This is a genomic window from Janthinobacterium sp. GW821-FHT03C10 (assembly GCF_059420865.1).
This window is the reverse complement of record NZ_JBWKUN010000001.1, coordinates 1,585,299-1,610,086: the sequence shown is the minus strand read 5'-3', so window position 1 is coordinate 1,610,086 and position 24,788 is coordinate 1,585,299. Positions and strand designations below refer to the sequence as shown.

General features: G+C 61.8%; 26 protein-coding genes. 17 read left to right on the top strand and 9 right to left on the bottom strand.

The window, feature by feature from the left end; all coding sequences use genetic code 11:
- Positions 1-4: 4 nt before the first annotated feature.
- Entirely contained in the window at positions 5-775 is a 771-nt protein-coding gene (locus tag AC07VH_RS06925) for a DeoR/GlpR family DNA-binding transcription regulator (RefSeq protein ID WP_494788206.1), read from the bottom strand.
- Between the two features lie 228 nt (positions 776-1,003).
- Between AC07VH_RS06925 and AC07VH_RS06920 the strand changes: the two genes are divergently transcribed.
- The gene (locus AC07VH_RS06920) at positions 1,004-1,987 is read left to right on the top strand and encodes a DUF5655 domain-containing protein (RefSeq protein ID WP_494788207.1); all 984 of its coding nucleotides are present in this window, start codon (positions 1,004-1,006) and stop codon (positions 1,985-1,987) included.
- A 21-nt stretch (positions 1,988-2,008) separates the two neighbouring features.
- On the opposite strand, the gene AC07VH_RS06915 is transcribed toward AC07VH_RS06920, so the two are convergent.
- The gene (locus tag AC07VH_RS06915; RefSeq protein ID WP_494788208.1) at positions 2,009-2,287 is read right to left on the bottom strand and encodes a YkgJ family cysteine cluster protein; all 279 of its coding nucleotides are present in this window, start codon (positions 2,285-2,287) and stop codon (positions 2,009-2,011) included.
- 243 nt (positions 2,288-2,530) lie between these two features.
- Positions 2,531-3,400 (bottom strand): head GIN domain-containing protein, encoded by an 870-nt coding sequence (locus tag AC07VH_RS06910; protein WP_494788209.1) that lies wholly within the window; start codon positions 3,398-3,400, stop codon positions 2,531-2,533.
- 318 nt (positions 3,401-3,718) lie between these two features.
- Here AC07VH_RS06910 and AC07VH_RS06905 point away from each other — a divergent pair, with 318 nt between their 5' ends.
- The 4 genes from AC07VH_RS06905 to AC07VH_RS06890 all read left to right on the top strand — a co-directional run bounded on the left by AC07VH_RS06905 (position 3,719) and on the right by AC07VH_RS06890 (position 7,014).
- A complete protein-coding gene (locus tag AC07VH_RS06905; protein WP_489629641.1) occupies positions 3,719-4,369 on the top strand; it encodes a TetR/AcrR family transcriptional regulator in 651 nt (216 codons plus the stop codon).
- 170 nt (positions 4,370-4,539) lie between these two features.
- On the top strand, positions 4,540-5,190 hold the full coding sequence (locus AC07VH_RS06900; protein WP_475417537.1) for a protein-L-isoaspartate O-methyltransferase family protein: 651 nt from the start codon (positions 4,540-4,542) through the stop codon (positions 5,188-5,190).
- 13 nt (positions 5,191-5,203) lie between these two features.
- Positions 5,204-5,527 carry a rhodanese-like domain-containing protein gene (locus AC07VH_RS06895; RefSeq protein ID WP_219132534.1) on the top strand — a complete coding sequence of 108 codons (324 nt, stop codon included), beginning with the start codon at positions 5,204-5,206 and terminating at the stop codon, positions 5,525-5,527.
- 146 nt (positions 5,528-5,673) lie between these two features.
- A complete protein-coding gene (locus tag AC07VH_RS06890) occupies positions 5,674-7,014 on the top strand; it encodes a TolC family outer membrane protein (RefSeq protein ID WP_475417536.1) in 1,341 nt (446 codons plus the stop codon).
- A 69-nt stretch (positions 7,015-7,083) separates the two neighbouring features.
- Here AC07VH_RS06890 and AC07VH_RS06885 read toward each other — a convergent pair whose 3' ends face one another.
- Positions 7,084-7,551, bottom strand: coding sequence for a DMT family transporter (locus AC07VH_RS06885; RefSeq protein WP_475417535.1), 468 nt, complete (start codon positions 7,549-7,551; stop codon positions 7,084-7,086).
- Positions 7,552-7,635: 84 nt separating this feature from the next.
- On the opposite strand from AC07VH_RS06885, the gene AC07VH_RS06880 reads away from it, so the two are divergent.
- The gene (locus AC07VH_RS06880) at positions 7,636-8,541 is read left to right on the top strand and encodes a LysR substrate-binding domain-containing protein (RefSeq protein WP_494788210.1); all 906 of its coding nucleotides are present in this window, start codon (positions 7,636-7,638) and stop codon (positions 8,539-8,541) included.
- Between the two features lie 13 nt (positions 8,542-8,554).
- On the opposite strand, the gene gloA is transcribed toward AC07VH_RS06880, so the two are convergent.
- The 4 genes from gloA to AC07VH_RS06860 all read right to left on the bottom strand — a co-directional run bounded on the left by gloA (position 8,555) and on the right by AC07VH_RS06860 (position 11,227).
- Complete coding sequence (gene gloA / locus AC07VH_RS06875; protein ID WP_070290874.1) at positions 8,555-8,962, bottom strand: lactoylglutathione lyase; 408 nt, start codon at positions 8,960-8,962, stop codon at positions 8,555-8,557.
- A 125-nt stretch (positions 8,963-9,087) separates the two neighbouring features.
- The gene (locus AC07VH_RS06870; protein ID WP_035828320.1) at positions 9,088-9,510 is read right to left on the bottom strand and encodes an OsmC family protein; all 423 of its coding nucleotides are present in this window, start codon (positions 9,508-9,510) and stop codon (positions 9,088-9,090) included.
- Positions 9,511-9,611: 101 nt separating this feature from the next.
- Positions 9,612-10,922 (bottom strand): PQQ-dependent sugar dehydrogenase, encoded by a 1,311-nt coding sequence (locus tag AC07VH_RS06865; RefSeq protein WP_494788211.1) that lies wholly within the window; start codon positions 10,920-10,922, stop codon positions 9,612-9,614.
- Positions 10,923-10,960: 38 nt separating this feature from the next.
- Positions 10,961-11,227, bottom strand: coding sequence for a hypothetical protein (locus tag AC07VH_RS06860; protein ID WP_494788212.1), 267 nt, complete (start codon positions 11,225-11,227; stop codon positions 10,961-10,963).
- Between the two features lie 262 nt (positions 11,228-11,489).
- On the opposite strand from AC07VH_RS06860, the gene AC07VH_RS06855 reads away from it, so the two are divergent.
- From AC07VH_RS06855 to can, 7 genes are all read left to right on the top strand, one after another.
- A complete protein-coding gene (locus AC07VH_RS06855; RefSeq protein WP_494788213.1) occupies positions 11,490-12,461 on the top strand; it encodes an NAD kinase in 972 nt (323 codons plus the stop codon).
- Positions 12,462-12,508: 47 nt separating this feature from the next.
- Positions 12,509-14,176 carry a DNA repair protein RecN gene (gene recN, locus AC07VH_RS06850; protein ID WP_494788214.1) on the top strand — a complete coding sequence of 556 codons (1,668 nt, stop codon included), beginning with the start codon at positions 12,509-12,511 and terminating at the stop codon, positions 14,174-14,176.
- 106 nt (positions 14,177-14,282) lie between these two features.
- Positions 14,283-15,392, top strand: coding sequence for a ferrochelatase (hemH, locus tag AC07VH_RS06845; protein ID WP_475417530.1), 1,110 nt, complete (start codon positions 14,283-14,285; stop codon positions 15,390-15,392).
- 343 nt (positions 15,393-15,735) lie between these two features.
- Positions 15,736-16,272, top strand: a complete 537-nt coding sequence (grpE, locus tag AC07VH_RS06840) for a nucleotide exchange factor GrpE (RefSeq protein WP_152250733.1) — start codon at positions 15,736-15,738, stop codon at positions 16,270-16,272.
- 91 nt (positions 16,273-16,363) lie between these two features.
- Positions 16,364-18,307, top strand: a complete 1,944-nt coding sequence (dnaK, locus tag AC07VH_RS06835) for a molecular chaperone DnaK (protein WP_070290878.1) — start codon at positions 16,364-16,366, stop codon at positions 18,305-18,307.
- A 163-nt stretch (positions 18,308-18,470) separates the two neighbouring features.
- A complete protein-coding gene (gene dnaJ, locus AC07VH_RS06830; RefSeq protein WP_071075292.1) occupies positions 18,471-19,604 on the top strand; it encodes a molecular chaperone DnaJ in 1,134 nt (377 codons plus the stop codon).
- A 136-nt stretch (positions 19,605-19,740) separates the two neighbouring features.
- Positions 19,741-20,412 carry a carbonate dehydratase gene (gene can, locus AC07VH_RS06825; RefSeq protein ID WP_475417529.1) on the top strand — a complete coding sequence of 224 codons (672 nt, stop codon included), beginning with the start codon at positions 19,741-19,743 and terminating at the stop codon, positions 20,410-20,412.
- Between the two features lie 24 nt (positions 20,413-20,436).
- Here the strand turns inward: can and AC07VH_RS06820 are convergent, their stop codons facing one another.
- The gene (locus tag AC07VH_RS06820) at positions 20,437-20,922 is read right to left on the bottom strand and encodes a tetratricopeptide repeat protein (protein WP_494788215.1); all 486 of its coding nucleotides are present in this window, start codon (positions 20,920-20,922) and stop codon (positions 20,437-20,439) included.
- Between the two features lie 211 nt (positions 20,923-21,133).
- Between AC07VH_RS06820 and AC07VH_RS06815 the strand changes: the two genes are divergently transcribed.
- Genes AC07VH_RS06815 through AC07VH_RS06800 form a run of 4 tightly spaced genes read left to right on the top strand, consistent with a single transcriptional unit; the run spans position 21,134 to position 24,778 of the window.
- Complete coding sequence (locus AC07VH_RS06815) at positions 21,134-22,018, top strand: TauD/TfdA dioxygenase family protein (RefSeq protein ID WP_475417527.1); 885 nt, start codon at positions 21,134-21,136, stop codon at positions 22,016-22,018.
- Between the two features lie 30 nt (positions 22,019-22,048).
- The gene (locus tag AC07VH_RS06810) at positions 22,049-23,062 is read left to right on the top strand and encodes an ABC transporter substrate-binding protein (RefSeq protein ID WP_494788216.1); all 1,014 of its coding nucleotides are present in this window, start codon (positions 22,049-22,051) and stop codon (positions 23,060-23,062) included.
- Between the two features lies 1 nt (position 23,063).
- Entirely contained in the window at positions 23,064-23,909 is an 846-nt protein-coding gene (locus AC07VH_RS06805; RefSeq protein WP_494788217.1) for an ABC transporter ATP-binding protein, read from the top strand.
- Positions 23,906-24,778 carry an ABC transporter permease gene (locus tag AC07VH_RS06800; RefSeq protein WP_475417524.1) on the top strand — a complete coding sequence of 291 codons (873 nt, stop codon included), beginning with the start codon at positions 23,906-23,908 and terminating at the stop codon, positions 24,776-24,778. The genes AC07VH_RS06805 and AC07VH_RS06800 overlap by 4 nt, the downstream gene beginning before the upstream one ends.
- Positions 24,779-24,788 lie beyond the last annotated feature (10 nt).

The following is a 24,788-nucleotide window of genomic DNA, read 5'->3' as shown; positions in this document are numbered from 1 at the left end:
AAGATCAGGCGCGGGCGCGCAACACTTGCACGCCCAGCCGTTCAAAGGCGGCCACATGGGCAGAGTCGGCATCGGCTTCCAGCACCAGGTGCTGCAGCAAGCCCGTGGCCAGCACGCCGAAGGGCGCGGCCGTGCCCAGCTTGTCGCTGGTGACGGCCACGACGACGGCCTTGCTGGCGCCGGCGATGCTGCGTTTGAACTCGGCCTCGTCGTAGTTGAACGCCGTCACGCCCGCGTCCGCATCGGCACCGCAGGCACCGAGGAAGCACAGGTCGGGATGCATGCGTTCGACCGTGCGCAGCGCCTGCGGCCCCAGGCTGGCGCCGGCACGGCGGTCGACCCGGCCGCCAGCCATGATCAGCTCGATCTCGGGACGTTCCATGAGCGCCATGGCGATCGCGGGGGCATTGGTGATGACAGTGAGCGCCAACTCAGGCAAGGCGCTGGCGATAGCCAGGTTGGTCGAGCCCGCATCGAGAAACAGCACCTGGCCCGCGCGCACGAGCGACACGGCGGCCTGCGCCAGGCGCGCCTTGCGCTCCGGCGCTTCCTGCTTGCGCTGCGTCAAGGTGCCGCCGTCGGGCGCCAGCGGCAGGGCGCCGCCATACACGCGCTGGCACAGGCCGGCCGCCGCCATTTCGCGCAGGTCGCGCCGTATCGTGTCTTCGGACACGTCAAGCTGGCGCGCCAGGTCCAGCGCCAGCACGCGGCCGTCGGCATGCAATTGTTGCTGGATCAGCGCGTGGCGTTGTTTGAGGAGCAGGGTGGCGGACATGGTTTAGATTAAAACGTGCAGGAATGTGCATGAATATACGCAAACGTGCAAAATCCGTCAACGTTTACCTGAGGTAGGCATGGTGCTCAGAATCAGAGTGGGCGGGGGGATCCACAGTATCGCCGCTGTAAATGAATTTGCAAAAAAGATAAATTTACGTTTATGCTCATCGCCGATATCTTGATGCACCTTGGTATTTGCTTGCCGAGGAATAAGGGAAACAGACGGATGAGCGACATTAAACTTTTCAAGTTGGCCCATGGCCAGGCCCAGGAACTGCAAGGCAGCGCATCGGATCTGGAAAAACCATTGCAGACCTTGATTGAGGCAAACCTCGATACTTTGCTGAGTATCCGTTTTCTGGCGAGCGAATATTCAACCGGCAAGACGCACGCCGGTCGCATCGATTCGCTTGGATTGGATGAGAACAATTGCCCCGTCATTCTTGAGTACAAACGCTCGGTTGGTGAAAATGTCATCAATCAAGGCTTGTATTACCTGGACTGGTTGATGGACCATCAGGCCGACTTTCAACTGCTGGTCCTCGACAAGCTAGGCAAGCTTGCATCGGAATCCATCGATTGGAGCGCGCCGCGGGTGATTTGCATTGCGGCTGACTTTACCAAGTTCGATAGCCATGCTGTCCAGCAGATCGGCCGGACGATCGAACTGATCCGCTACCGCCGATTTGCAGAGGATCTGCTGCTCCTGGAGTCCGCAAGCGCCGGCACGGATCAGGCAAGCAAGAAAGGCCTCGCCAAACGGCAGACATCGGCGCCCGGCAAGCAGGAAACCATGGCTGCCGGAGCCGAGGGCGTGGGCACGAACAAGCCAACGGGACCAGACAGAGCATTTGTCGACGTGCTGGCAGGTCTGTCGGAACCCATGCGCCAGTTGTTGGCCTCGCTGGAAGATTACACGATGTCGCTGGGTGATGATGTTGAACGTAAAGAGCTGCGCTTGTATCTGGCGTTCAAACGGCTGAAGAACTTCGCGACGGTGGTGATACACAAGAAGAGTTGCCTGGTGCTGTATTTACACCTCGATCCGGCCCCTGTATTGCACGTCCTGCCGAAAGCGCGCGACGTCACCGCCATCGGGCATTGGGGCACGGGCAACCTGGAGATCAGCATCGGCACGCTCGCGGAATTGGATGCGGCAAAGCCGTTCATTTATGCCGCGTATGCAGGTCAGCCTGGCGTGAAACCGTAGCCAAGGGCGGCTGCACGAGCATCAGTTGTGCGGTGCCGTTGCCCGTTCCAGCTCGGCTAGCCACTGGATAGCATGTTCGCGGCTGTTGCCACACATCTCTTCGGACGGCTGCAAGCCGCCGCAAAACGCGGGCCGCTCCGGCCGGCCGAAGATCTTGCAGCGGTTGTCGTCGGCCAGCTGCACGCAGCGCACGCCCGCAGGTTTTCCATCCGGCATGCCAGGAATCGGGCTGGTGATGGACGGTGCGGTGCAGCAGGCGCCGCACGATGGACGGCATGCCAGGGGGGCAGATGGTGACATGGGATTTCAGGCGAGCGGGTGAGGAGCCGACAGTATAGCAAGCCGGCTCCCGTGCGTCGCCAGGGCGCGTCTAAGTAACCCCCAATAAATTATTGTGATTTCTGACTGCTATAACCGGCGCTCTGCAAGGTGGCCGACGAGGCTTGCTCACTGCTAGCAGTGCCCGCACTGCGTCGCAGCGAGCGCCTTGCATAGCATCCGGTTCTGTTCGTCATAAATTCACACTAATTTCCCGAGGATTACTTAGCGCACGATGCTGACGCGCTTGCCCGACAGGGTGCGGCGGGCCGGGTCGCCATGCACGGTGATGCGGCCGGAACCGCTGGCGCGGGCGTTGACTTCATTCTGGACGGTGACGTCGATGTCGCCGGAACCGTTGCTCGCCAGATAGGCAACGTCGCTGCGCAACGCGGCCAGGTTGATGTCGCCCGAGCCATTCACGTTGGCGTCGAGGCGCTGCACGGCGCCGCTGGCGCTGATGCTGCCCGAGCCGTTGACGGCTACGTTGATGCGTTCGCCGCGTACGCTGCCCAGCTGGATGCTGCCCGAACCGTTTTGCACCGCGTCCGTGTTGCCGCTGGCGAGGGCGGCCGCGTTGATGCTGCCCGAGCCATTGTTGGCCACGTCGAGGCGCCCCACCGTGCCCGACAATTCGCTCTTCATCGCACCGCGCTGCTCCAGGCTGAAATCGTCGCCATTGAAACCGCTGGCCACCAGGCGGCCCGAGCCGGAAATGGTGATCCTCCTCAATTGCGGCGTTGTGTAGATGACGTGGATGCCATTGCTGCTGCGAATGTTGCTGTCACTCCAGATGCGCAGGGTATTGCCGCTCACTTCGCTATGGATGCGCGGCTGCAGGTTGCTGTCCGCTTCGATCACCAGGGACGTTGCCGGCCCCACGCGCACGTCGATTTTCATATCGATGCGCTTCATGCTGTCGATGTCGAGCGTGTTGATGTTGCCGACCTGGCGCACGTCGCGGCTCATTTGCTCGTTGCCCTGGATGGCATTGCCGCCCGAATCGGCATGGCGCACTTCGCCATCGTTGGGATTGATGACGATGGCGCAACCGCCGAGGGCAACGGCACAGCACAGGGCCAGCAAGGTACGCATGGTGTTTCCTTTATGATTGTTTTAGGTCAGGACAAGAAATAAGCCGGCTGCCGCGCCGCGGCTGCCGTGCTGTCGATGCCAAGATAGCAAAGCGCCTGTCATTGCTGAACGCCAATGCGATGAACTGCGCAAAACGGGGGCTGAAACGCATTCTGGTTCACCCAGCGCCATGGGGCAGGTGCCAGAGGAGGTGTCGCCAACGCCGGCACGGAGCGTACAATACCCGTGTTCGGCGTTCCGGGCGATGCTCCGCGCTTGACCTTGCCGATAGACAGGGCTACTATTAATGACTCAAAAGTAAGTTATTTGGAAAGATACATGCAAGCCCCGATTGATACCAAGCCCCGCTGGGAGCGGCGCAAGGATGCCCGCCCGCAGGAACTGCTCGCCGCCGCCCTCGACCTGTTTGTCGAACGGGGCTTCGCATCGACGCGCCTGGAGGATGTGGCCAAGCGGGCCGGCGTGTCGAAAGGCACCCTGTACCTGTACTTTGAGAATAAGCAAGAGCTGTTCAAGGCCGTGGTGCGCGACAATATCGTGCAGTCGATCGGCGAGGCGGAAGACAGCATGGCCGCTTCGGACAGCACCAGCGCTGAATTGTTGCGCAAGGTGATGATGCAGTGGTGGGAAGAATTCGGCGCCACCAAACTGGCCGGATTGACCAAGCTGATGCTGGCCGAAGCGAACAATTTCCCGGAACTGGCGCAGTTTTACAACGAAGAAGTCGTCACGCGCGGCAATGCGCTGATCGTCAGCCTGCTGGAACGGGGCATGCAGCGCGGCGAATTCCGCCAGATCGATCCCGTGCTGGTCAGCACCATCCTCAGCGCGCCCGTCACCATGCTCATGATGTGGACGCACTCCTTCGTGCCGTGCGAGGTCAAGAATATCGACCCGCTCGCCTATATGGACGCCTTTATCGACATGAGCGTACGCAGCCTGCAGGCGGAGGCGCCCGGGAAAAGCTGATGCACCGGGCCTGGCTACTACCGTTCAGTTACCCCTTTTCCAAGGTTCGCCCCCCCAAATCTGCAGATCGTCGCAAATTTCCTCCATTCCCCGCCTTTATGGTTAACATGTGCTTTCAGCCAGTTCAACGATAAAATGGCGGATTATTACTTCACTTACCGAGTCCAAAGATGAATATCGAACAAGCCCGCTTCAATATGATCGAACAGCAGATCCGTCCATGGGACGTACTGGATATCGACGTGCTGGAGTTGTTGAACGTGGTCAAGCGTGAAGATTTCGTGCCCGCCGCCTATAAAAACCTGGCCTTCGTCGACACCGAAATTCCACTGGGCGGCGGCGAATGCATGTTCACGCCAAAGCTGGAAGCGCGCATTTTGCAGGACGTAGCCGTCAAGAAGCATGAAAATGTGCTGGAAATCGGCACCGGCAGCGGCTACATGGCCGCTTTGCTGGCGCACAAGGCGCGTCACGTGACGAGCGTGGAAATCGTTCCCCAATTGAAAACCCTGGCCGAGCAGAACCTGGCTGCCAACGGCGTGACCAACGTGACCGTGGAACTGGGCGACGGCGCCCAGGGCTGGAGCAAGGGTGCGCCATACGACGTGATCGTCGTGTCCGGCGCCCTGGCCGTGCTGCCGGAAGCGTTGTTGCAACAAGTCAAAGTCGGCGGCCGCATCCTGGCCATCATCGGCGAAGCGCCGATCATGTCGGCGCATTTGATCACGCGCAGCTCGGACAAGGCCTACGACACGCGCAAGCTGTTTGAAACCAATGTCCCGCCGCTGCAAGCCGTGGCGCCGTCGCATTTCCAGTTCTGAGGCGACCGATTCGATGGAGCATTTGAGTGCACCGCAGCTGGCCGCCTGGCTGGCTGACCCTTCCCGCCCCCGTCCTGTTTTGCTGGACGTGCGGGAACAGTGGGAGTTCGACCTGTGCCACCTCGACGGTGCCACCTTGATGCAGATGAACTCGATTCCTGCGCGCATCGATGACCTCGATGAAGACGCCGAGATCGTCTGCATCTGCCATCACGGCATGCGCAGCATGCAAGTGGCGGCCTTCCTGGAACGCAATGGTTTTGGCAAGATCAGTAATTTGACGGGCGGCGTGCATGCCTGGGCGCTGCAAGTCGACAGCGCCATGCCGAAATACTAAGTTAATTCGCAGTAGATGCACTTCCAGGCATGTTTTGCTGCATGCCTGCGGAGGCCTGTACCCCGCTCCTGCCGGCGCGGCCGCCAGGCAGGCTGTAACCGATTTTTGATTCCATCAACTTTTGACGACTCCAACGGAGAAATGCAATGCGGAAACCCCTTATCGCCGTGCTGATGACCAGCGCCTTTGTCTCGATGACATGCTCGCTGCAAGCACAGGCGGCCGATCTCATCCAGGTGTACCAGCAGGCGCTGGCCAATGACGCGCAGTACGCCAGTGCGCGCGCGGCCCTGTCTGCCGGGATGGAGCGGGTGCCGCAGGGGCTGGCAGGCTTGCTGCCGCAAATCTCCGCGTCGGGCAGCAATACGCGTGGCAACCAGGAGCAGATTCTGCAGAACGCGGGCGGCAACAAGATCACCTCGCCGTCCGTGAACGTGCGCACGAACAGCTACAACCTGACCCTGGCGCAGCCGCTGTTCCGCTGGGACCGCTGGGAAACCTACCAGCAAAGCAAGCTGGCGCAGGCGATTGCTGAAGCGCAATTTGCGCAAGTTCAGCAAGACTTGATCACGCGCGTGGCGCAGGCGTATTTCGACGTGCTGAGCGCACAGGACAACCTGGGCGCCACGCAGGCGCAAAAAGTCGCCACGACGGAGCAGCTGGCATCGGCCAAGCGCAACTTCGAAGTCGGCACGCAAACGATTACCGACACGCACGAAGCGCAAGCGGCCTACGACCTGGTGGTGGCGCAGGAATTTGCCGCCATCAATGACCTGGCCAACAAGCGCAGCGCCCTGCAAACCATCATCGGCGAAGCGCCGACCTCGCTGGCGCCGATGCGCGCGGGCGTGGTCATCAGCGCGCCGGAACCGGCTGCCATCGAACCGTGGGTGAGCTCGGCGGAAGAGCAGAACTACAGTGTCGTCACGGCCCAGTTCAACGTGGAATCGGCCAAGCGCGACATCGGCCGCAACCGTGCCGGCCACTACCCGACGCTGGACCTGATCGCCAACGCGGGCCATACCTACACCTCGGGTGGCGGCAATGGCAGCGGCAATAACAACAACGCCATCGGCGTGCAGTGGAGCATCCCCATCTTCAGCGGCTTTGCCGTGACGAGCAAGGTGCGCGAATCGATCGCGCTGGAAAACAAGGCCCGCAACGACCTGGAAACGGCACGCCGCGCGGCATCGCAAGGCGCGCGCCAGGCCTTCCTGGGCGTCAATAGCGGCCTGGCGCAAGTCAAGGCGCTGGAAGCGGCGGAAGTGTCGAGCAAGTCGGCGCTGGAGTCGAACCAGCTCGGCTATCAAGTGGGCGTGCGCATCAATATCGACGTCTTGAACGCGCAGAAACAATTGTTCTCGACGCAAAAAGACCTGTCGAAAGCCCGCTACGACACCATCATGAACGGCCTGCGCCTGAAGGCGGCGGCCGGCACCCTGAAGGAAACGGACTTGATGCCCGTCAATGCCTTGCTCGACAAGTAAGCGCGCTCTTGCTCTACATGAAAACCAGCCCCGGCAGCGGCGCTGGTTTTTTTTCGTCTGGCGGTCTTGTCACGCGGCGCGGCTGTTGGCGAACTGTGTCAGCACGACACCAGCCACCACCAGTCCAGCGCCGGCCCAGTGCAGCGGAGAAATATGCTTCACGGTAAAACCCAGCAAGCCGTAGCGGTCGATGGCCAGCGCGGCCAGCATCTGCCCGCCGATGACGGCCGCCATGAAGGGGCCGGAACCCATGCGCGGGGCCAGCATCAGCGCGGCCGTAATATAAAACACGCCGGCCGCGCCGCCGAGCCAGGACCAGCCCGGTCCACGCATGGCGAGGTGGAGATCGGGCGCAGGCACCCGCCAGGCCAGCATCACCAGTAAAGCAAGCACTGCGCTGACGGCCAGCGAGGCGAGCGTGGCCCACAGCGGGTGGCCCAGGTTGCGGCCCAGCGCCGCATTCGCGCCCGCCTGGAAGGGGACGACGGCTCCGGCCAGCATGGCCAGCGGGGCAAACAAGGTGATCCATCCGTTCATGTGCGACTCCCTGAGTATTGAGTTGATGGCATCATCGTATTATGCTGTCATGATTAAAACCAATTCGTAGTTTGTCATCCAACTATGCGCCAAACGAATAATCTGCGTGCCGTCGATTTGAACTTGCTGGTGATCCTGGACGCGCTGCTGAGCGAGCGCCATTTGTCGCGCGCGGCCGAACGCCTGCACATGAGCCAGCCTGCCGTCAGCCATGCGCTGGCGCGCCTGCGCCATCTGCTCGACGATCCGCTGCTGCTGCGCGGCAAGGGCGGTTTCCAGCCGACTGCGCGCGCCCTGGCGCTGGCGCGGCCCCTGGCTGAAGCCTTGCAGAGCGTGCGCTCGGTGCTGGGCGGCGCCGTCTTCGAAGCGGCCACGGCGCAGCGCGTGTTTCGCCTGGCCATGTCGGATTACGGCGCGGCGCTGATCTTGCCCGCTTTGCTGCGGCGTTTGCGCGTGGAAGCGCCCGGCATCGACGTGGCCGTCAGCTATGCCAGCCGCCAAGCCGTGGTGGCTGGCGTGCAGGATGGCGACATCGACCTGGCGCTGGGCGTGTTCCCGCAACTGCCCGAGCAGTTGCACAGGGAAACCTTATTCGAGGAAACGTTCGTGTGCGCGCTCGATCCGGCCAGCCTGGCGCCGGGCGAGTCCTTGAGCTTGCAGACCTATCTGGCGCGCCCCCACGTGCTGGTGGCGTCCGGCGAAGGCGGCATGGCGGCCGAAGTCGATGCGGCGCTGGCGCAGCTGGGGCAGGCGCGCCGCATCGCCGTACGCGTGCCGTACTGGACGGTCGCACCGGAGGTGGTGATGGGGACGGATTTGATCCTGACGGTGGCGCGGCGCGCCGTGCAGGGCAGCGCCGCGCAAGGGCTGACGCTGTGCTCCGCGCCGTTTGCCATCGCACCGTTTGCGTTTGAAGCGATACGGCACCGCCGCACGGACGGCGATGCGGGCATCGCCTGGCTGCGCGCGGCCATTGCAACGGCCGCGTAGCCAGGCTGAGGAATTACAGGCCGCCGCCCTGGCCGTCGAACTTGCGTTCGATCAATTCGATCTTGTAGCCGTCCGGATCGGTGATGAAGGCGATGACCGTGTTGCCGCCTTTCACGGGACCCGGTTCGCGCGTGACGTTGCCGCCATTCGCGCGTGCCGCGTCGCAGGCGGCGACGATGTCGTCGGCCGAGATGGCGATGTGGCCGTACGCCGTGCCCAGCTCGTAGCTGGTGGTGCCATAGTTATACGTCAGCTCCAGTTCCGCATGGTCCGGGTTCGCGCCATAGCCGACGAAGGCCAGGGTGTACTGATATTCAGGATTGTCGCTGGTGCGCAGCAGCTTCATGCCCAGGACGTTCGTGTAAAAATCGATGGAGCGCTGCAGATCGCCGACCCGCAACATGGTGTGCAAAATACGCATCGTAAATCCTTGATATGAATAGGGGAATGGCAGGATTCTATGCGTTTTACGGCTTTCTTGCCGAGACCGCCCCGGCTGCCCTGGTGGCAGGACAGACGCGGACGGTGAGGTTAGTGCCTCCGGATTTACTCCAGATGAGCGTCCAGCGTGATTTCCGTGGCCAGCAGCTTCGATACGGGGCAGCCGAGCTTGGCGCGCAGGGCCGCATCCTGGAACGCTTCGTCGGTGGCGCCGGGAATGGTGGCCACCAGGGTCAGGTGTACGGCCGTGATGGCATAGCTGCCATCGATCTTTTCCAGGCTGACATCGGCCGTGGTTTTCAGGGCGGTGGCGCGCAAGCCCGCCTCGCCCAGTTGGCCGGACAGGGCCATGGTGAAGCAGGCCGCGTGGGCCGCGCCGATCAGTTCTTCCGGATTGCTGCCGGGACCGTCTTCGAAGCGCGTGTTGAAACCATAAGCCACATTGTCGAGCGCGCCGCTTTGGGTGGAAATAAACCCTTTGCCATCCTTAAGGCCGCCACTCCAGACGGCTGATCCTGTTTTTTTCATGATGTACTCCTTGCGTGGTTCGAGCATCCATCATGCGCGCCCCACCCTGGCGCTTCCGTTCGTTGCGCCACACAGGGGGCGCATGCGCGGCGTCGATGCATTCAAGGCGCCGGCGTGACGCGCCAGATGACATTGCCCACATCGTCCGCCACCAGCAGCGCGCCCGCCTTGTCGACGGCCACGCCGACGGGGCGTCCCTGCGCATGGCCAGCCTTGTCGAGGAAGCCGGCGACGACGTCCTGCGGAGGGCCGCTGGGCACGCCATTGGCGAACGGAACAAAGATGACTTTATAGCCGCTGAAGGGTTTGCGGTTCCACGAGCCGTGCTGGCCGATGAAGGCGCCGCCCCGGTAGCGTTCGGGCAGCAGGGCGGCGTCATAAAACGCCAGTCCCAGCGAGGCCGTGTGCGCGCCCAGCGCGTAGTCGGGTGTAAGCGCCGTGGCGACCAGTTCGGGACGGGGCGGCGTGACCCGCGCATCGACGTGCTGGCCGAAATAACTGTAGGGCCAGCCATAAAAGGCGCCGTCCTTGACGGACGTCATGTAGTCGGGCACCAAGTCGTTGCCCAGCTCGTCGCGCTCATTGACGGCCGTCCACAGCGCGCCCGTCCTGGGTTGCCAGGCCAGGCCCACGGGATTGCGCAAGCCCGTCGCATACACGCGGGCCTTGCCCGTGGCCCGCGTGAATTGCCAGATGGCGGCGCGGCCATCTTCGGCCGCCATGCCGTTTTCGCCCACGTTGCTGTTCGAGCCGACGGCAACATAGAGAAATTTGCCGTCGGGACTGGCGACGACGTTCTTGGTCCAGTGGTGATTGATGGGGCCGCCCGGTAAATCCATCACCTTCACGCCCGGCGCCGTGATCGCCGTTTGCCCGCTGATGTAGGGAAAGCGCATCAAGGCGTCGGCATTGGCGATGTATAGCTCGTTGCCGACCAGGGCCATGCCGAATGGCGAATTCAGTCCCAGCAGGAACACGCTGCGCGTCTGCGCCACGCCATTCGCATCGACGCCGCGCAGCAGGGTGATGCGGTTGGCGCTGGGCGTGGCCGCACCCGCCTTTTTCATCTGCATCTGCATGATGGCGCCCTTGATGCCCTTGCCATCTTCCGGTTTCGGCGGGGCGTTCGTTTCCGCCACGAGTACGTCGCCATTCGGCAAGACGTACAGCCAGCGCGGATGGTCGAGGTCGCGCGCATATGCCTGGATGGCCAGGCCCGCCGCGACAGCGGGGCGCTGCCCGGCCGTCCAGCGCTGCACGGGCGCCACGTTCACGGTGGGAATCAGCTGCTTGTCCGGCGCAGGCAGCACGGGCTGCGGGCCGAAGCCCACGGGCATGGCGGGCGCCTGGGCATGGGCGAGATTGGCGCCGCAGACAGCGGCCAGCAGGAAGGAACGGACGTAACGGTGCATGGCGTACTCCGAAAACAATCGCAGCGTGAGAGTTGGAGTCAGCGCGCCTTCTTTGGTTCCAGTTGCGCTTCGGGACGGGCTTGCTGCGGCGCGGCGGGCTTGACCTTTTCCACGCCCGGTTGCGCGTGGCGGTCCGTGTCGACCAGGCCTTGTTCCAGGTCGCTGGCCGCCTGTTGCATGATCTTGCGCGGACGCACGTTTTGCGCATCGGGCGATTCGTCGCGCTCGTGCGGCAGGCGGTCGACGCCGTCATTTTTCACCTTTTCATCGGTATTGATCTTGCGTTCGCTATGCTGGTTAACCATATGGCCTCCTGACAGAAAAATTGACGTGAAATCAGTTTCCTGCCGCACCAGGGCGCATGCAAGCGGATTTGTCCATGCAGGGAGCGCTGGCGCACGCATGGACGATTCTTTTTCTGCGCTACACTGCGTGCAACACCAGGAACGCCCCTTGCGGGCACACGACAGCCGCACTATACTGTGCATATATACAGTATCATGCGATGCCGGCGTGCGACGCGACAGCCAGGGGCGGTTTGCCACCGAATTCACTACCGAGATTTTTATGCCCGTCGATAACTACGCCGACCAGCGAGCCGAACAGCCAGCCGCGACCTTGCCAGCCCCGGGCGAGCGCTTCAACCTGGGCGCCAAGACCATCGCCCTGGTCGTGCGCCAGAATACGGATGGCATTGCCGAGCCCGTGAAAAGCATCGTCGATTTCCTGCAAGTGCTGGGTCACACGGTGGTCTTCGAGGCGGATACGGCCGCGCACCTGAACCTGGCGTTTCCCGGCGTGCGCGCCATGTCGGCGGCCGAGATCGGCGCCGCCGCCGATTGCGCCATCGTCATGGGCGGCGACGGCACCATGCTCGGCATTGCGCGCCAGCTGGCGCCATTCGACGTTCCTTTGATCGGTATCAATCAGGGGCGTCTGGGCTTCATGACGGATATCCCGCTCGAGCGTATGCTGCCCGTGCTGGCACAAATTTTGGGCGGCCGCTTCAAGGCCGAACGCCGCACCTTGCTCGAAGGCAGCGTGCTGCGCGATGGCGTATCGATCCACGTGGGCATGGCCGTCAACGACGTCGTCGTCTCGCGCGGCGGCGGCGCAGGCATGGCCGAATTGCGCGTCGAGGTCGACGGTCACTTCATGTACAACCAGCGTTCGGATGGCTTGATCATTTCCACGCCCACGGGCTCGACCGCGTATTCGCTGTCGGCCGGCGGCCCGCTGCTGCATCCGACCCTGGGCGGCATCGTGCTCGTGCCGATCGCCCCGCATGCGCTGTCGAACCGCCCCATCGTCTTGCCCGATTCCAGTCAGATCGTCGTGGAAATCGTGCGCGGGCGCGATATCAGCGTCAATTTCGACATGCAGACCTTTGCCAGCCTGGTGCAGCAAGACCGCATCCTGATCCGCCGATCACCCCATACGATTACCTTCCTGCATCCGGAAGGGTGGAGCTACTACAACACCCTGCGTGAAAAACTGCACTGGAATGAGTACCCGTCGGGCGAGGGCAAGCTCAGCTAATAGTTTCTCCACCTCAACCCGCGGTGCGCCGCCTAACCACAGAAGCCATGCTCCATACACTGTCCATCCGCGATTTTGTCATTGTCGATACCATTGAACTGGAATTTTCCGCCGGCTTCAGCGTGCTGACGGGCGAGACGGGCGCCGGCAAGTCCATCCTCATCGATGCGCTGACCTTGGCGCTGGGCGGGCGCGGCGACGCCAGCGTGGTGCGCGAAGGCGCGGCCAAGGCCGACATCACGGCCGATTTCTCCGTCAGCGAGGTGGCGCAGGCCTGGCTGGTGGCCAATGAATTCGCCAACGACGATGGCGGCGCCCTGCTGCGCCGCGTGATCGACAATGCGGGCCGCTCGAAGGCGTATATCAACGGCATCCCCGCCACGGCCGCGCAGCTGCGCGAACTGGGCGACATGCTGGTCGACATCCACGGCCAGCACGCGCACCAGTCCTTGCTGAAAAGCGAGGCGCAGCGCGCCTTGCTCGACGGCCAGGCGACGGCGCGCGAAGCGGGCGCGGAGCAGGATGCGCGGCAAGTGGCGGCGTTGCACAAGCGCTGGCGCGCCCTCGTGCGCCAGCGCGAGGAATTCGAAACGAATGCCGCCAACGTGCTGTACGAGCGCGAACGCCTGGAATGGCAAGTGGGCGAACTGGAAAAGCTGGCCGCCAAGCCCGGCGAATGGACGGAGATCACGAACGAGCACAGCCGCCTGTCGCACGCGGCCAGTCTGCTCGAAGGGGCGCAGGAAGCCCTGGCGATCATTTCCGAACAGGAAGATCATCCGATCGTGTCGCAACTGTCGGCCCTGAACCAGAAGCTGGGCAAGCTGGTGTCCGTCGATGCGGAATTGCAGCCGATCGTCGACCTGATCGAATCGTCGCGCATCCAGCTGCAGGAATCCGTGTATGCGTTGAACAATTACCTGGACCGGGTGGAGCTGGACCCGGAGCGCCTGCACCAGCTCGATGCCCGCATGGAAGCCATGCACAGCACGGCCCGCAAATTCCGCGTCACGCCCGAAGAGTTGCCTGAGGAACATTCTAAACTGTCGGAAAAGCTGCAGCACCTGGCCGACGCTTCCGATATCGAAGGTTTGCTGCGCCAGGAAGCGAAGATCGAGGCCGAGTACCGCGCCGTCGCCGAGCGATTGTCCGCCACGCGCCGCGCCGCCGCCCTGGAACTGGGGCAAGCCGTCACGCGCGCCATGCAGGAACTGAGCATGACGGGCGGCAGCTTTGAAATCGCGCTGCACCCGTGCGATCCGGCCGCCCACGGCCTCGAGCAAGTCGAGTTCCTCGTCGCCGGCCATGCGGGCACGGCGCCACGTGCGCTGGCCAAGGTGGCCTCCGGCGGCGAACTGGCGCGCATCGCGCTGGCCATTTCCGTCATCACCTCGCACGCCACCACCACGCCGACCCTGATCTTCGACGAGGTCGACAGCGGCATCGGCGGCGCCGTCGCGGAAGTCGTGGGGCGCTTGCTGAAACGCCTGGGGCAGGGACGGCAAGTGCTGTGCGTGACGCACTTGCCGCAGGTGGCCAGCCAGGCGAATCAGCATTTCCAGGTGGCTAAAAGCACCCTGGACAATGGCAGGACGGCGTCGCGCATCGACATGCTCGACGCCAAGGCCCGCGTGGAAGAAGTGGCGCGCATGTTGGGCGGCCTGGAAATCACGGCCACCACGCGCAAGCATGCGCGCGAATTGCTCGCGATTTGACCTGGGACGTGACAGGCATGCTGCCATCGTCTGGCAGTACTCCCGATGTTGACGCAATGTAACTATAATGGTTGGTTAATCCATCCAACGCCTTCGAAGAGCCTTCATGTCATTTCAAACAGAACCGCCGTACACGCATGGCAGCATCGACCGCAGCGCCGTGGTGCTGGTCAACCTGGGCACGCCCGATGCGCCGACCTCGTCGGCCGTGCGGCGCTACCTGAAGCAATTCCTGTCGGACCCGCGCGTGGTGGAGATACCCCGCATCGTCTGGTGGTTCATCCTGAACCTGATCATCCTGCCGTTCCGCTCGGGCCAATCGGCCAAGAAATACGCGTCGATCTGGACGCGCGAGGGCTCGCCCCTGAAAGTGCATACGCAAAAGCAGGCGAAACTGCTGGCAGGCGCCCTGGCCGAGCGTGGCCATGACGGTGTGACCGTGGCCATGGCCATGCGCTACGGTTCGCCTTCCTTGCCCGAGGTGCTGGCCCGGCTGAAAAGCGAAGGCTGCGAGCGCATCGCCATCCTGCCAGCCTATCCGCAATACTCGGGCACGACGACGGGGTCCATCTACGACGCCGTATTCGCCCATTACGCCACGGTGCGCAATGTGCCGGAATTGCGTTTTATCAAGCAATATCACGAGCACGACACGTACATCGACGCCTTGCGCGATTCCGTGCTGAACCACTGGGAAGCACATGGCCGTCCGGAAAAGCTGGTGATGAGTTTTCATGGCGTGCCCAAGCGTACTTTGCTGCTCGGTGATCCTTACCACTGCCAATGCCTGAAAACGGCGCGTCTGCTGGCGGAAAAGTTGAAATTAACTAAAGAGCAATACGTGGTGACCTTCCAGTCGCGCTTCGGCAAGGCCGAATGGCTGCAGCCGTACACGGCGCCTACCCTGGTGGCGCTGGCGCAGCAGGGCGTCAAGCGCGTCGACCTGCTGTGTCCGGGCTTTACCAGCGACTGCCTGGAAACGCTGGAAGAGATCGCCATGGAAGCCAAGCATGATTTCGAGACGGCCGGCGGCCAGCAGTTTCACTATATCGCTTGCCTGAACGAAACGCCGGCCTGGATCGCGGGCATGGCGGAAATTGCGGAACAACATATGATCGGCTGGCCGACGATGAAGACGGCGCCGCAGCGCGACGCGGACAAGAGGGCGGGCGAGCAGGCGCGCGCGGCGGCCTTGGCACTGGGCGCGACGAATTAAAGATAATTGATTTTTTTATAATCAAAAGCCGCGCTTGCGCGGCTTTGTCATGTGTGGTGCGACAAAAGTACTATCCAGATAGCAACGCCGCCAGTGGCGATGGCCGTGACGGGACTGGTAGAATGCCCGCTTTGCCGGGGGAAGCCTGGAAAATCAAGGGGGCGCGCACGGATCGCTGGCCGAAATGGGAAGCGCTTTGTAATAAGCTGTAACATGGATCGATGCAATTCTGGTTTTGCATGCATACCCCTTGAAACAATAGGATATAGCCCCATCTGCCCGTTAGTGTTGTAAAGATAGTTAGACTAACTCATTTAAGTCATTGATTGTAGGAGCTTTCTAGATGCAAGATCAGGAAAACCAAGCTGTACCTAATCCGCAAGCGGACGCCGCGGCGACTGCCCCATCGACTCCCGCAGAGCCTACTTTGGAAGAGCAGCTGGCGAGTACCGAAGCGCGTCTTGCAGAGATGCACGATGCCTTCATGCGCGCCAAGGCCGATGGCGAAAATATTCGCCGCCGTGCGCAGGAAGATGTTGCTAAAGCGCATAAATTCGCAGTGGAAAGCTTTGCCGAAGCCATGGTGCCGGTGAAAGACAGTCTGGAAACGGCACTGACGGTGGAAGCACCGACCATCGACTCGCTGAAAGAAGGCGTCGAGATGACCCTGAAGCAATTGAACGCAGCGTTCGAGCGCAACCGCCTGGTGGAAGTCTTGCCAGTGCAGGGCGAAAAGCTCGATCCGATGAAACACCAGGCCGTTGCCGTGGTGCCAGCGGAGCAGGAAGCCAATACCATCGTATCCGTCCTGCAAAAGGGCTATATGATTGCGGACCGCCTGCTGCGTCCAGCCATTGTCACGACCGCGCAAGCAAAATAATCAGAGGGCGGCATCAAGCAAGCCTTGAAACCATGCCGCTTTGCCACATATAAGAACCATCTGAAATCTAGCAAATAAAAGGAAAAAAATCATGGGTAGAATTATCGGTATCGATCTGGGAACCACGAATTCCTGTGTTTCCATCATGGAAAACGGTCAACCAAAGGTAATCGAAAACGCTGAAGGCGCACGCACGACGCCGTCGATTATTGCTTATCAAGAAGATGGCGAAATTCTCGTCGGCGCGCCAGCGAAACGCCAGGCCGTGACCAATCCGAAAAACACGCTGTACGCAGTCAAGCGTCTGATCGGTCGCAAGTTCGACGAAAAAGAAGTCCAAAAAGACATCGCGCTGATGCCGTACCAAATCATGAAAGCCGACAACGGCGATGCATGGATCGGCGTGCGCGACAAAAAACTGGCACCGCCGCAAATTTCGGCTGAAGTCCTGCGCAAGATGAAGAAAACGGCAGAAGACTACCTCGGTGAAGAAGTCACCGAAGCCGTCATCACCGTGCCTGCGTACTTCAACGACTCGCAGCGTCAAGCCACCAAGGATGCCGGCCGTATCGCTGGCCTGGACGTCAAGCGCATCATCAACGAGCCAACCGCGGCAGCGCTGGCATTCGGCCTGGACAAGACCGAAAAAGGCGACCGTAAAATCGCCGTGTATGACCTGGGTGGCGGTACGTTCGACGTGTCGATCATCGAAATCGCGGATGTTGATGGCGAGAAACAATTCGAAGTGCTGTCGACCAACGGCGACACCTTCCTGGGCGGCGAAGACTTCGACCAGCGCGTCATCGATTACATCATCGACGAGTTCAAGAAGATCAACGGCATCGACCTGAAAAAAGATCCGATCGCCCTGCAGCGCATCAAGGCTTCGGCCGAGCGCGCGAAGATCGAATTGTCGTCGTCGCAGCAAACCGAGATCAACGAGCCGTACATCGCCATGGCGAACGGTGCACCGGTCCACTTGAACCTGAAGATGACCCGCGCCAAGCTGGAATCGCTGGTGGAAGAGCTGATCACGGCCACGATGGAACCATGCCGCACCGCCATCAAAGATGCTGGCGTGAAAGTGTCGGACATCGATGACATCATCCTGGTCGGCGGTATGACGCGTATGCCGAAGGTGCAGGAAAAAGTGAAGGAATTCTTCGGCAAGGATCCACGCAAGGACGTGAACCCGGACGAAGCCGTCGCCGTGGGCGCAGCGATCCAGGGTTCGGTCCTGTCGGGCGAACGCAAGGACTTGCTGTTGCTGGACGTCACCCCTCTGTCCCTGGGTATCGAAACCCTGGGCGGCGTGATGACCAAGATGATTCACAAAAATACGACGATTCCGACCAAGTTCAGCCAAGTGTTCTCGACGGCCGACGACAACCAGCCTGCGGTGACCATCAAGGTCTTCCAGGGTGAGCGCGAAATCGCCGCCGGCAACAAGGGTCTGGGCGAGTTCAATCTGGAAGGCATCCCGCCAGCATCGCGCGGCACGCCGCAGATCGAAGTGACCTTCGACATCGACGCCAACGGCATTTTGCATGTCGGCGCGAAAGACAAGGCCACCGGCAAGGAAAACAAGATCACGATCAAGGCCAATTCCGGCTTGACCGAGGCTGAAATCCAGAAGATGGTGAAAGACGCCGAGCTGAACGCGGAAGAAGACAAGAAGGTCAAAGAATTGGCCGAGTCGCGCAACCAGGCCGATGCTCTGGTACACTCGACCCGGAAATCCTTGACCGAATACGGCGACAAGCTGGACGCGGGCGAGAAAGAGAAGATCGAAGCGGCGATCACCGACCTGGAAGCAAGCATCAAGGCGGGCGACAAGGCTGAGATCGACGCCAAGGTGGAAGCACTGTCGAGCGCATCGCAGAAACTGGGCGAAAAAATGTATGCCGACATGCAAGCGCAGCAAGCTGCCGGCGGCGCGGAAGGTGCACAGCAAGCTGCTGGCGCATCGGACGCAGGCGCCAAGCAGGACGACGTTGTCGACGCTGACTTCAAGGAAGTCAAAGACAGCAAGTAATTGTCTTGCGCTCCCATGAACTGGGGGCAGCCGGGCTGAACGCTACATCGCGGGATTAGCCGCGAAGACCGGCCGAGCCGAGTCGCTGCGCCTAGCGCAGCACTCGACTCGGCTTTTTCGTGTAATTTTTACATCAGTAGATAGACTGCAAGGTGCCGACAACATGGCAAAGCGTGATTTTTACGAGACACTCGGTGTCGCAAAAAATGCTTCGGAAGAAGAGATCAAAAAGTCTTACCGTAAACTGGCGATGAAATACCATCCGGACCGCAATCCGGATAGCAAGGAATCGGAAGAAAAGTTTAAGGAAGTCAAAGAAGCCTACGAGATGCTGACCAATCCGGAAAAGCGCGAAGCGTATGACCGTTATGGTCACGCCGGCGTGGACCCGAACATGGGCGGCGGTGGCGGCTTCGGCGGCGGTGCGGGCGGCTTTGCCGACAGCTTCGGCGATATCTTCGGCGACATCTTTGGCGGCGGCGGTGGACGCAGCCGCAATGCGGGGCCACAGGTGTACCGTGGCGCCGACTTGCGCTACAACCTGGAAATTACACTGGAGCAAGCTGCTCACGGCTTCGACACGACCATTCGCGTGCCGAGCTGGGACAAGTGCGACACTTGCCATGGCAGCGGCGCCAAGCCGGGTACGTCGCCGACCACTTGCGGTACCTGCGGCGGTCACGGCCAGGTGCGCATGCAGCAGGGCTTCTTCAGCATCCAGCAAACCTGCCCGAAATGCCATGGCAGCGGCAAGGTCATCACCGACCCCTGCACGCCATGCGGCGGCGCCGGTCGCATCAAGCGCAACAAGACGCTGGAAGTCAAGATTCCAGTCGGTATCGACAACGGCATGCGTATCCGTTCGTCCGGCAACGGCGAACCGGGCACGAATGGCGGCCCGTCGGGCGACCTGTATGTGGAAATCCACATCAAGCCGCACGCCGTGTTCCAGCGCGAAGGCGACGACCTGCATTGCGAAATGCCGATCTCGTTCACCAAGGCGGCTTTGGGCGGCGAAATCGAAGTGCCTACCCTGAACGGCAAGGTGTCGTTCACGATCCCGGAAGGCACCCAGTCGGGCAAGACCTTCCGCCTGAAAGGCAAGGGCATCAAGGGCGTGCGTTCCGGTTACGCGGGCGACCTGTTCTGCCACGTGGCCATCGAAACGCCCGTCAAACTGACGGAAAAACAGAAAGACCTGCTGCGCGACTTTGAAAAGTCGACGACCGAGGGCGGTGCCAAGCACAGTCCGCAAAGCAAGACCTGGAAAGACAAGGTCAAGGATTTTTTTGAGTAAGCACACGTAATACCATGCGCCGGGATGCTGAAACATCCCGGCGTTTTTTTCATCACGACTGAAAAATGTGCGCGCATCGCCGGCCTATGGGCGCGATCTGCGGCCAATTCAGTCGTACGCACACAATGGGAGCGATATGACCGAACAGAAAAATGGCCCGGCCCTGGCGGAACTGCTGCAGCGTAACCGCCGCTGGGCCGACTCGATGGTGGCGAAAGACCCGAACTTCTTCAAGAACCTGGAAGCGCAAACCTCGCCCGAATACCTGTGGATCGGCTGTTCCGACAGCCGCGTGCCCGCCAACGAATTGCTGGGCATGGCGCCTGGCGATGTGTTTGTGCACCGTAATATTGCCAACGTGGTCGTGCATTCCGACCTCAATTGCCTGTCCGTCCTGCAATTTGCCGTGGACGTGCTGAAAGTCAAACATATCATCATCGTCGGCCATTACGGCTGCAAGGGCGTGCATGCTGCCATGACGGGCACGCGCATCGGCCTGGTCGACAACTGGCTGCGCCACGTGCAGGACGTGGGCCAGAAGCACGAGCGCTACCTGGGCGACGTGCTGACGAGCCGCCAGCGCGGCGACCGCCTGTGCGAACTGAACGTGGTCGAGCAGGTGTTGAACGTGTGCCAGACCACCGTCGTGCAAGATGCGTGGGAACGGGGCCAGGAACTCAGCGTCCACGGCTGGGTCTACGGCTTGAAGGATGGCTTGCTGAACGACCTCGAAGTGACGGTCGCTGCCGGCCACGAGCTGGCGCCACGCATGGCGACCCGCCTGGCCCGCTACGAAGCAACGGCGTAAAGCGGCGCTGGCGCCGCGCCGCGTCTATGGCGCGGCGCCTTCCAGGCGGTCAAGGTAATCGGCCGCCTCCCGTACGCCTTCCTGCGCCGCCTGGCGCAGCCAGGTTTTGGCCTGGGGAAGGTCCTGCGGCGTGCCCCGGCCTTCGGCCAGCGCCACGCCATAGTGATAGCGCGCCAGCCGCGCATAGGCGGCGTCATCGTTGGTATGGGCCCCGCGCCGCATCAGCGCCGTCGCCTGCGCCAGGTCCCTGGGGACGCCGATGCCCGTTTCATACAGCTGGGCCAGCCAAATCATCGAATACACATCGTTCCAGCGCCGGATGCAGTCTTCAAAGATGGCGACGGCTGCCGCATGGTCACCCGTCTTGTCGGCCGCATAGCCGTATAAACACTTGATGCGCTTGTCGCTGTGCACATAGGCTTTGTAGCTGAGATCGCCTTCATCCTGGCTATCCTGGGCGTGGATGGGAACAGCGAACAGAACGGCGAGCATCAGGGCGTAGGTGCGCATGGTTTTCCTGGTCGATGGTTGAAGATTGGCAGACAAGCAAGTTGCGTGCTAGCTCCCTTTCCGGGCAAAGCCGGTGCCGCTGTGCCATTGCGTGACAGCGTCTGTTGCAGCATGGCGCAACGCGGCGCGCATATCCATAGCAGAAATGCTTCGTTTGCAGGATCGATGCGCAGGCATACAGTGGACTTCCCCAGACTCTAGTCGAATTCCCATGTCGGCCGTCCTGAAACCCGCGTTTTCTTCCAGCCAGTTCCGTATCGAAACGTTCGACGCGCCGCTCGGCGCGCAAGTGCTGGGGCTGGACCTGGCGCAGCCGCTGTCGCTGGGCGACTTCCAGCGCCTGCACCACGCCCACCTCGACCATCACGTGCTGGTGTTCCGCGACCAGCGCATCACGCCGCAGCAGCAAGTCGATTTCAGCCGCCGCTTCGGCCCCCTGCAAATCCACGTGCTGCGCCAGTTCCAGCTGCCCACGCAGCCGGAGGTGCTGATCATCTCGAACATCGTCGAAGATGGTCAGCCCATCGGCCTGGGTGACGCGGGCCATTTCTGGCATTCCGACCTGTCGTACAAGGAAGTGCCCAGCCTCGGCTCCATGCTGCACGCGCAAGAGTTGCCGGACGAGGGCGGCGATACCGTGTTTGCCAACATGCACCTGGCGTGGGAAAGCTTGCCGGCCGCGCTGCGCCATGCCGTGCGCGGCGCTCGCGCCGAGCACAGCTACCTGAACCAGTATGAGGAGTTGCGCCGGCGCAACCCGTGGCGCCCCGCGCTGACGCAGGCGCAGATCGATGAAGTCAAACCCGTGACCCACCCCGTCGTGCGCGTGCATCCGGAAACGGGACGCCGTGCCCTGTTCGTCAGCGAACATTTCACCACGCGCATCGTCGGCTTGCCCGCCGATGAAAGCCGCGCCCTGCTCGACGAACTGTTCGCCCACAGCGTGCGCCCCGAGCATTTATATGTGCACCGCTGGCAGCCGCACGACCTGGTGTTCTGGGACAACCGCTCGCTGATGCATCTGGCGACGGGGTGTCCGCCCGAGCAGCGCCGCAAACTCTACCGCACGACCATCGAAGGCGATGCGCCGTACTGATTTTTGACTGTAGTTGACCAAGGAGTGTCCATGTTGCCGATCTTGACCTTTTCCCGCCGCCTGCTCGCCACCATTGTCGTGCTGTGCATGGCCATGCCCATGGCCCGGGCCGAAGGCCAGATCCGCATCGCGGGCCAGCATGGCATCACCTTCTTGCTGCTCAATATTGCGCAGGAACAAAAGCTGATTGAAAAGCATGGCAAGCAGCAGGGCGTCGACGTGAAAGTCGAGTGGATCACCCTGTCCGGCGGCCCCGCCATCAATGACGCTTTGTTGTCGGGCAATATCGATATCGCGGGGGCCGGGTTGGGGCCGCTGTTGACCATCTGGGACCGCACCAAAGGCCGGCAGAATGTGCGCGGCGTGGCCTCGCTCGGTAATTTTCCCTACTATTTGATCAGCAACAATCCGAAGGTGAAAACCCTGGCCGACTTGACGGACAAGGACCGCATCGCCTTGCCCGCCGTCTCCGTGTCCGTCCAGGCGAGGATATTGCAGATGGCCGTGGCGAAGCAGTGGGGCGACAAGGAATTTGCCCGTCTGGATAAAATCACGCAAACCCTGCCGCACCCGGACGCGGCGGCCGCCATCATCGCCGGCGGCACAGAGTTGACAGGTCACTTTGGCAATTCGCCGTTCCAGGAACAGGAGCTGGCGCAGAATCCGAACGCCCACATCATCCTGAACTCGTACGACGTGCAAGGCGGGCCCAGCTCGTCGACCCTGCTGTATGCGACGGAAAAGTACCGCAAGGACAATCCGAAGACGTACCGCGCCTTCATCGCCGCCCTGGCCGAAGCGGCGCAGTACGCGAGCAGCAACCGCCAAGGCGCGGCCGACATCTATATCAAGGTCAATAAAAGCAAGGTGGACCGCAATCTGCTGCTGAAAATCTTTGCCAACCCGCAAGTGCAATTCAAGATCGCGCCGCAAAACACCTATGGCCTGGCGCAATTCCTGCACCGCGTGAGTGCCATCCGCAACCTGCCCGACAGCTGGCGCGATTACTTCTTTGACGACCCTGCCATCACGCAAGGAGGCTGACATGAACGCGCCCGCTTTTCACCTGGTACGTCCTCCGCTTGCGCTGGAACCCTTGCTCAGCGTCAAACATGTCAGCCTGGAATACCGCACGGAACAGCGCGCCGTGCGCGCCACGCACGACGTCAGTTTCGACGTGTTCCGCAGCGACCGTTTCGTGCTGCTGGGGCCGTCGGGCTGCGGCAAGTCGTCCATGCTGAAAGCCGTGGCCGGCTTCATCGCGCCGCGCGCGGGCAGCATCGCCATGCAGGGCGTTCCTATCAGCAAGCCGGGGCCGGACCGTGTCGTCGTGTTCCAGGAATTCGACCAGTTGCCGCCGTGGAAGACCGTGCTGGAAAACGTCATGTTCCCCTTGCTAGCCAGCAAGCGGCTGGACAAGCTGGCGTCCCGCGAGCGCGCCCATCACTGGATCGGCAAGGTGGGCCTGGCGGGCTTTGAAGATGCCCATCCGCATACCTTGTCGGGCGGCATGAAGCAGCGGGTGGCCATCGCGCGCGCCCTGGCCATGCAGCCGGAAGTGCTGTTGATGGACGAGCCGTTTGCCGCCCTCGATGCCTTGACGCGGCGCAAGATGCAGGAAGAGCTGAGCCGCCTGTGGGAGGAGCTGCGCTTTACCCTCGTCTTCGTCACGCATTCGATCGAGGAAGCGCTGGTCGTGGGCAACCGCATCCTGCTGCTGTCGCCCCATCCGGGTCGGGTGCGCGCCGAACTCAACAGTCATCAGTTCGGCTTGCACAGCGCGGGCAGTGCGGAATTCCAGGCGGCCAGCAGCCGCATCCACGGCTTGCTGTTCGATGAGGAAGTGGTTCCCGTTCAGCAAGCAGGGCCTGTCCAACGGGAGGCCGTATGAACGTGCTGCTGGAGCCGCCCATCCGCCAGGAATTCGTCTATGCGGCATCGCCGCCGGCCGGCGTCACCGTCGAGCGGCCATTGTCGCGCTGGCAGCGCTGGAGCCAGCACGCGCTGTGGCGCAAGGCTTTCATTTTGCTCAGCCTGGCTCTGCTGTGGGAAGGGGCGGCGCGCTGGACGCAGAACGATTTATTGCTGCCCAGCTTTATCCAGACGGCGCAGGCGTTTATCGGCGGCATCGCCAACGGAGAATTGCTCACGCGCACGGCCGCGTCCCTCGTCGTCTTGCTGCAGGGCTATGCGGTGGGCGTGCTGGCCGCCTTCGTGCTGACCTTGCTTGCAGTATCGAGCCGCATCGGGCGCGACGTGCTGGAAACCCTGACGGCCATGTTGAATCCCTTGCCGGCGATTGCCCTGCTGCCGCTGGCCCTGCTGTGGTTTGGCCTGGGGCGCGCCAGTTTGATCTTCGTCATCGTCCATTCCGTGATGTGGCCGCTGGCCCTGAACACCTATGCGGGCTTCCAGGGCGTGCCGGAAACCCTGCGCATGGCGGGCCGCAACTACGGCTTGAGCGGCTTGCGGCTGGTGCTGCACATCCTCGTGCCGGGCGCCTTGCCGTCCATCGTTTCGGGCTTGAAGATAGGCTGGGCGTTCGCCTGGCGCACCTTGATCGCGGCCGAGCTGGTGTTCGGCACGACGTCGGGGCAGGGCGGCCTGGGCTGGTACATCTTCCAGAACCGCAACGAACTGTACACGGACAAGGTGTTCGCCGGCCTGGCGGCCGTCATCGTCATCGGTTTAATCGTGGAAAACATCGGCTTTCGCACCCTGGAGCGCGTCACCTTGAAACGCTGGGGCATGCAGCGGTAGTGATCTCACC

Coding starts and splice junctions, on each gene's coding strand:
- grpE (WP_152250733.1), top strand. CDS start 15,736: ATGCAAGATCAGGAAAACCAAGCTGTACCTAATCCGCAAGCGGACGCC.
- AC07VH_RS06805 (WP_494788217.1), top strand. CDS start 23,064: ATGAACGCGCCCGCTTTTCACCTGGTACGTCCTCCGCTTGCGCTGGAA.
- AC07VH_RS06880 (WP_494788210.1), top strand. CDS start 7,636: ATGCGCCAAACGAATAATCTGCGTGCCGTCGATTTGAACTTGCTGGTG.
- hemH (WP_475417530.1), top strand. CDS start 14,283: ATGTCATTTCAAACAGAACCGCCGTACACGCATGGCAGCATCGACCGC.
- dnaK (WP_070290878.1), top strand. CDS start 16,364: ATGGGTAGAATTATCGGTATCGATCTGGGAACCACGAATTCCTGTGTT.
- AC07VH_RS06905 (WP_489629641.1), top strand. CDS start 3,719: ATGCAAGCCCCGATTGATACCAAGCCCCGCTGGGAGCGGCGCAAGGAT.
- AC07VH_RS06865 (WP_494788211.1), bottom strand. CDS start 10,922: ATGCACCGTTACGTCCGTTCCTTCCTGCTGGCCGCTGTCTGCGGCGCC.
- AC07VH_RS06855 (WP_494788213.1), top strand. CDS start 11,490: ATGCCCGTCGATAACTACGCCGACCAGCGAGCCGAACAGCCAGCCGCG.
- AC07VH_RS06820 (WP_494788215.1), bottom strand. CDS start 20,922: ATGCGCACCTACGCCCTGATGCTCGCCGTTCTGTTCGCTGTTCCCATC.
- AC07VH_RS06800 (WP_475417524.1), top strand. CDS start 23,906: ATGAACGTGCTGCTGGAGCCGCCCATCCGCCAGGAATTCGTCTATGCG.
- can (WP_475417529.1), top strand. CDS start 19,741: ATGACCGAACAGAAAAATGGCCCGGCCCTGGCGGAACTGCTGCAGCGT.
- recN (WP_494788214.1), top strand. CDS start 12,509: ATGCTCCATACACTGTCCATCCGCGATTTTGTCATTGTCGATACCATT.
- AC07VH_RS06810 (WP_494788216.1), top strand. CDS start 22,049: ATGTTGCCGATCTTGACCTTTTCCCGCCGCCTGCTCGCCACCATTGTC.
- dnaJ (WP_071075292.1), top strand. CDS start 18,471: ATGGCAAAGCGTGATTTTTACGAGACACTCGGTGTCGCAAAAAATGCT.
- AC07VH_RS06870 (WP_035828320.1), bottom strand. CDS start 9,510: ATGAAAAAAACAGGATCAGCCGTCTGGAGTGGCGGCCTTAAGGATGGC.
- AC07VH_RS06885 (WP_475417535.1), bottom strand. CDS start 7,551: ATGAACGGATGGATCACCTTGTTTGCCCCGCTGGCCATGCTGGCCGGA.
- AC07VH_RS06920 (WP_494788207.1), top strand. CDS start 1,004: ATGAGCGACATTAAACTTTTCAAGTTGGCCCATGGCCAGGCCCAGGAA.
- AC07VH_RS06895 (WP_219132534.1), top strand. CDS start 5,204: ATGGAGCATTTGAGTGCACCGCAGCTGGCCGCCTGGCTGGCTGACCCT.
- AC07VH_RS06815 (WP_475417527.1), top strand. CDS start 21,134: ATGTCGGCCGTCCTGAAACCCGCGTTTTCTTCCAGCCAGTTCCGTATC.
- AC07VH_RS06900 (WP_475417537.1), top strand. CDS start 4,540: ATGAATATCGAACAAGCCCGCTTCAATATGATCGAACAGCAGATCCGT.
- AC07VH_RS06915 (WP_494788208.1), bottom strand. CDS start 2,287: ATGTCACCATCTGCCCCCCTGGCATGCCGTCCATCGTGCGGCGCCTGC.
- AC07VH_RS06890 (WP_475417536.1), top strand. CDS start 5,674: ATGCGGAAACCCCTTATCGCCGTGCTGATGACCAGCGCCTTTGTCTCG.
- AC07VH_RS06860 (WP_494788212.1), bottom strand. CDS start 11,227: ATGGTTAACCAGCATAGCGAACGCAAGATCAATACCGATGAAAAGGTG.
- AC07VH_RS06925 (WP_494788206.1), bottom strand. CDS start 775: ATGTCCGCCACCCTGCTCCTCAAACAACGCCACGCGCTGATCCAGCAA.
- gloA (WP_070290874.1), bottom strand. CDS start 8,962: ATGCGTATTTTGCACACCATGTTGCGGGTCGGCGATCTGCAGCGCTCC.
- AC07VH_RS06910 (WP_494788209.1), bottom strand. CDS start 3,400: ATGCGTACCTTGCTGGCCCTGTGCTGTGCCGTTGCCCTCGGCGGTTGC.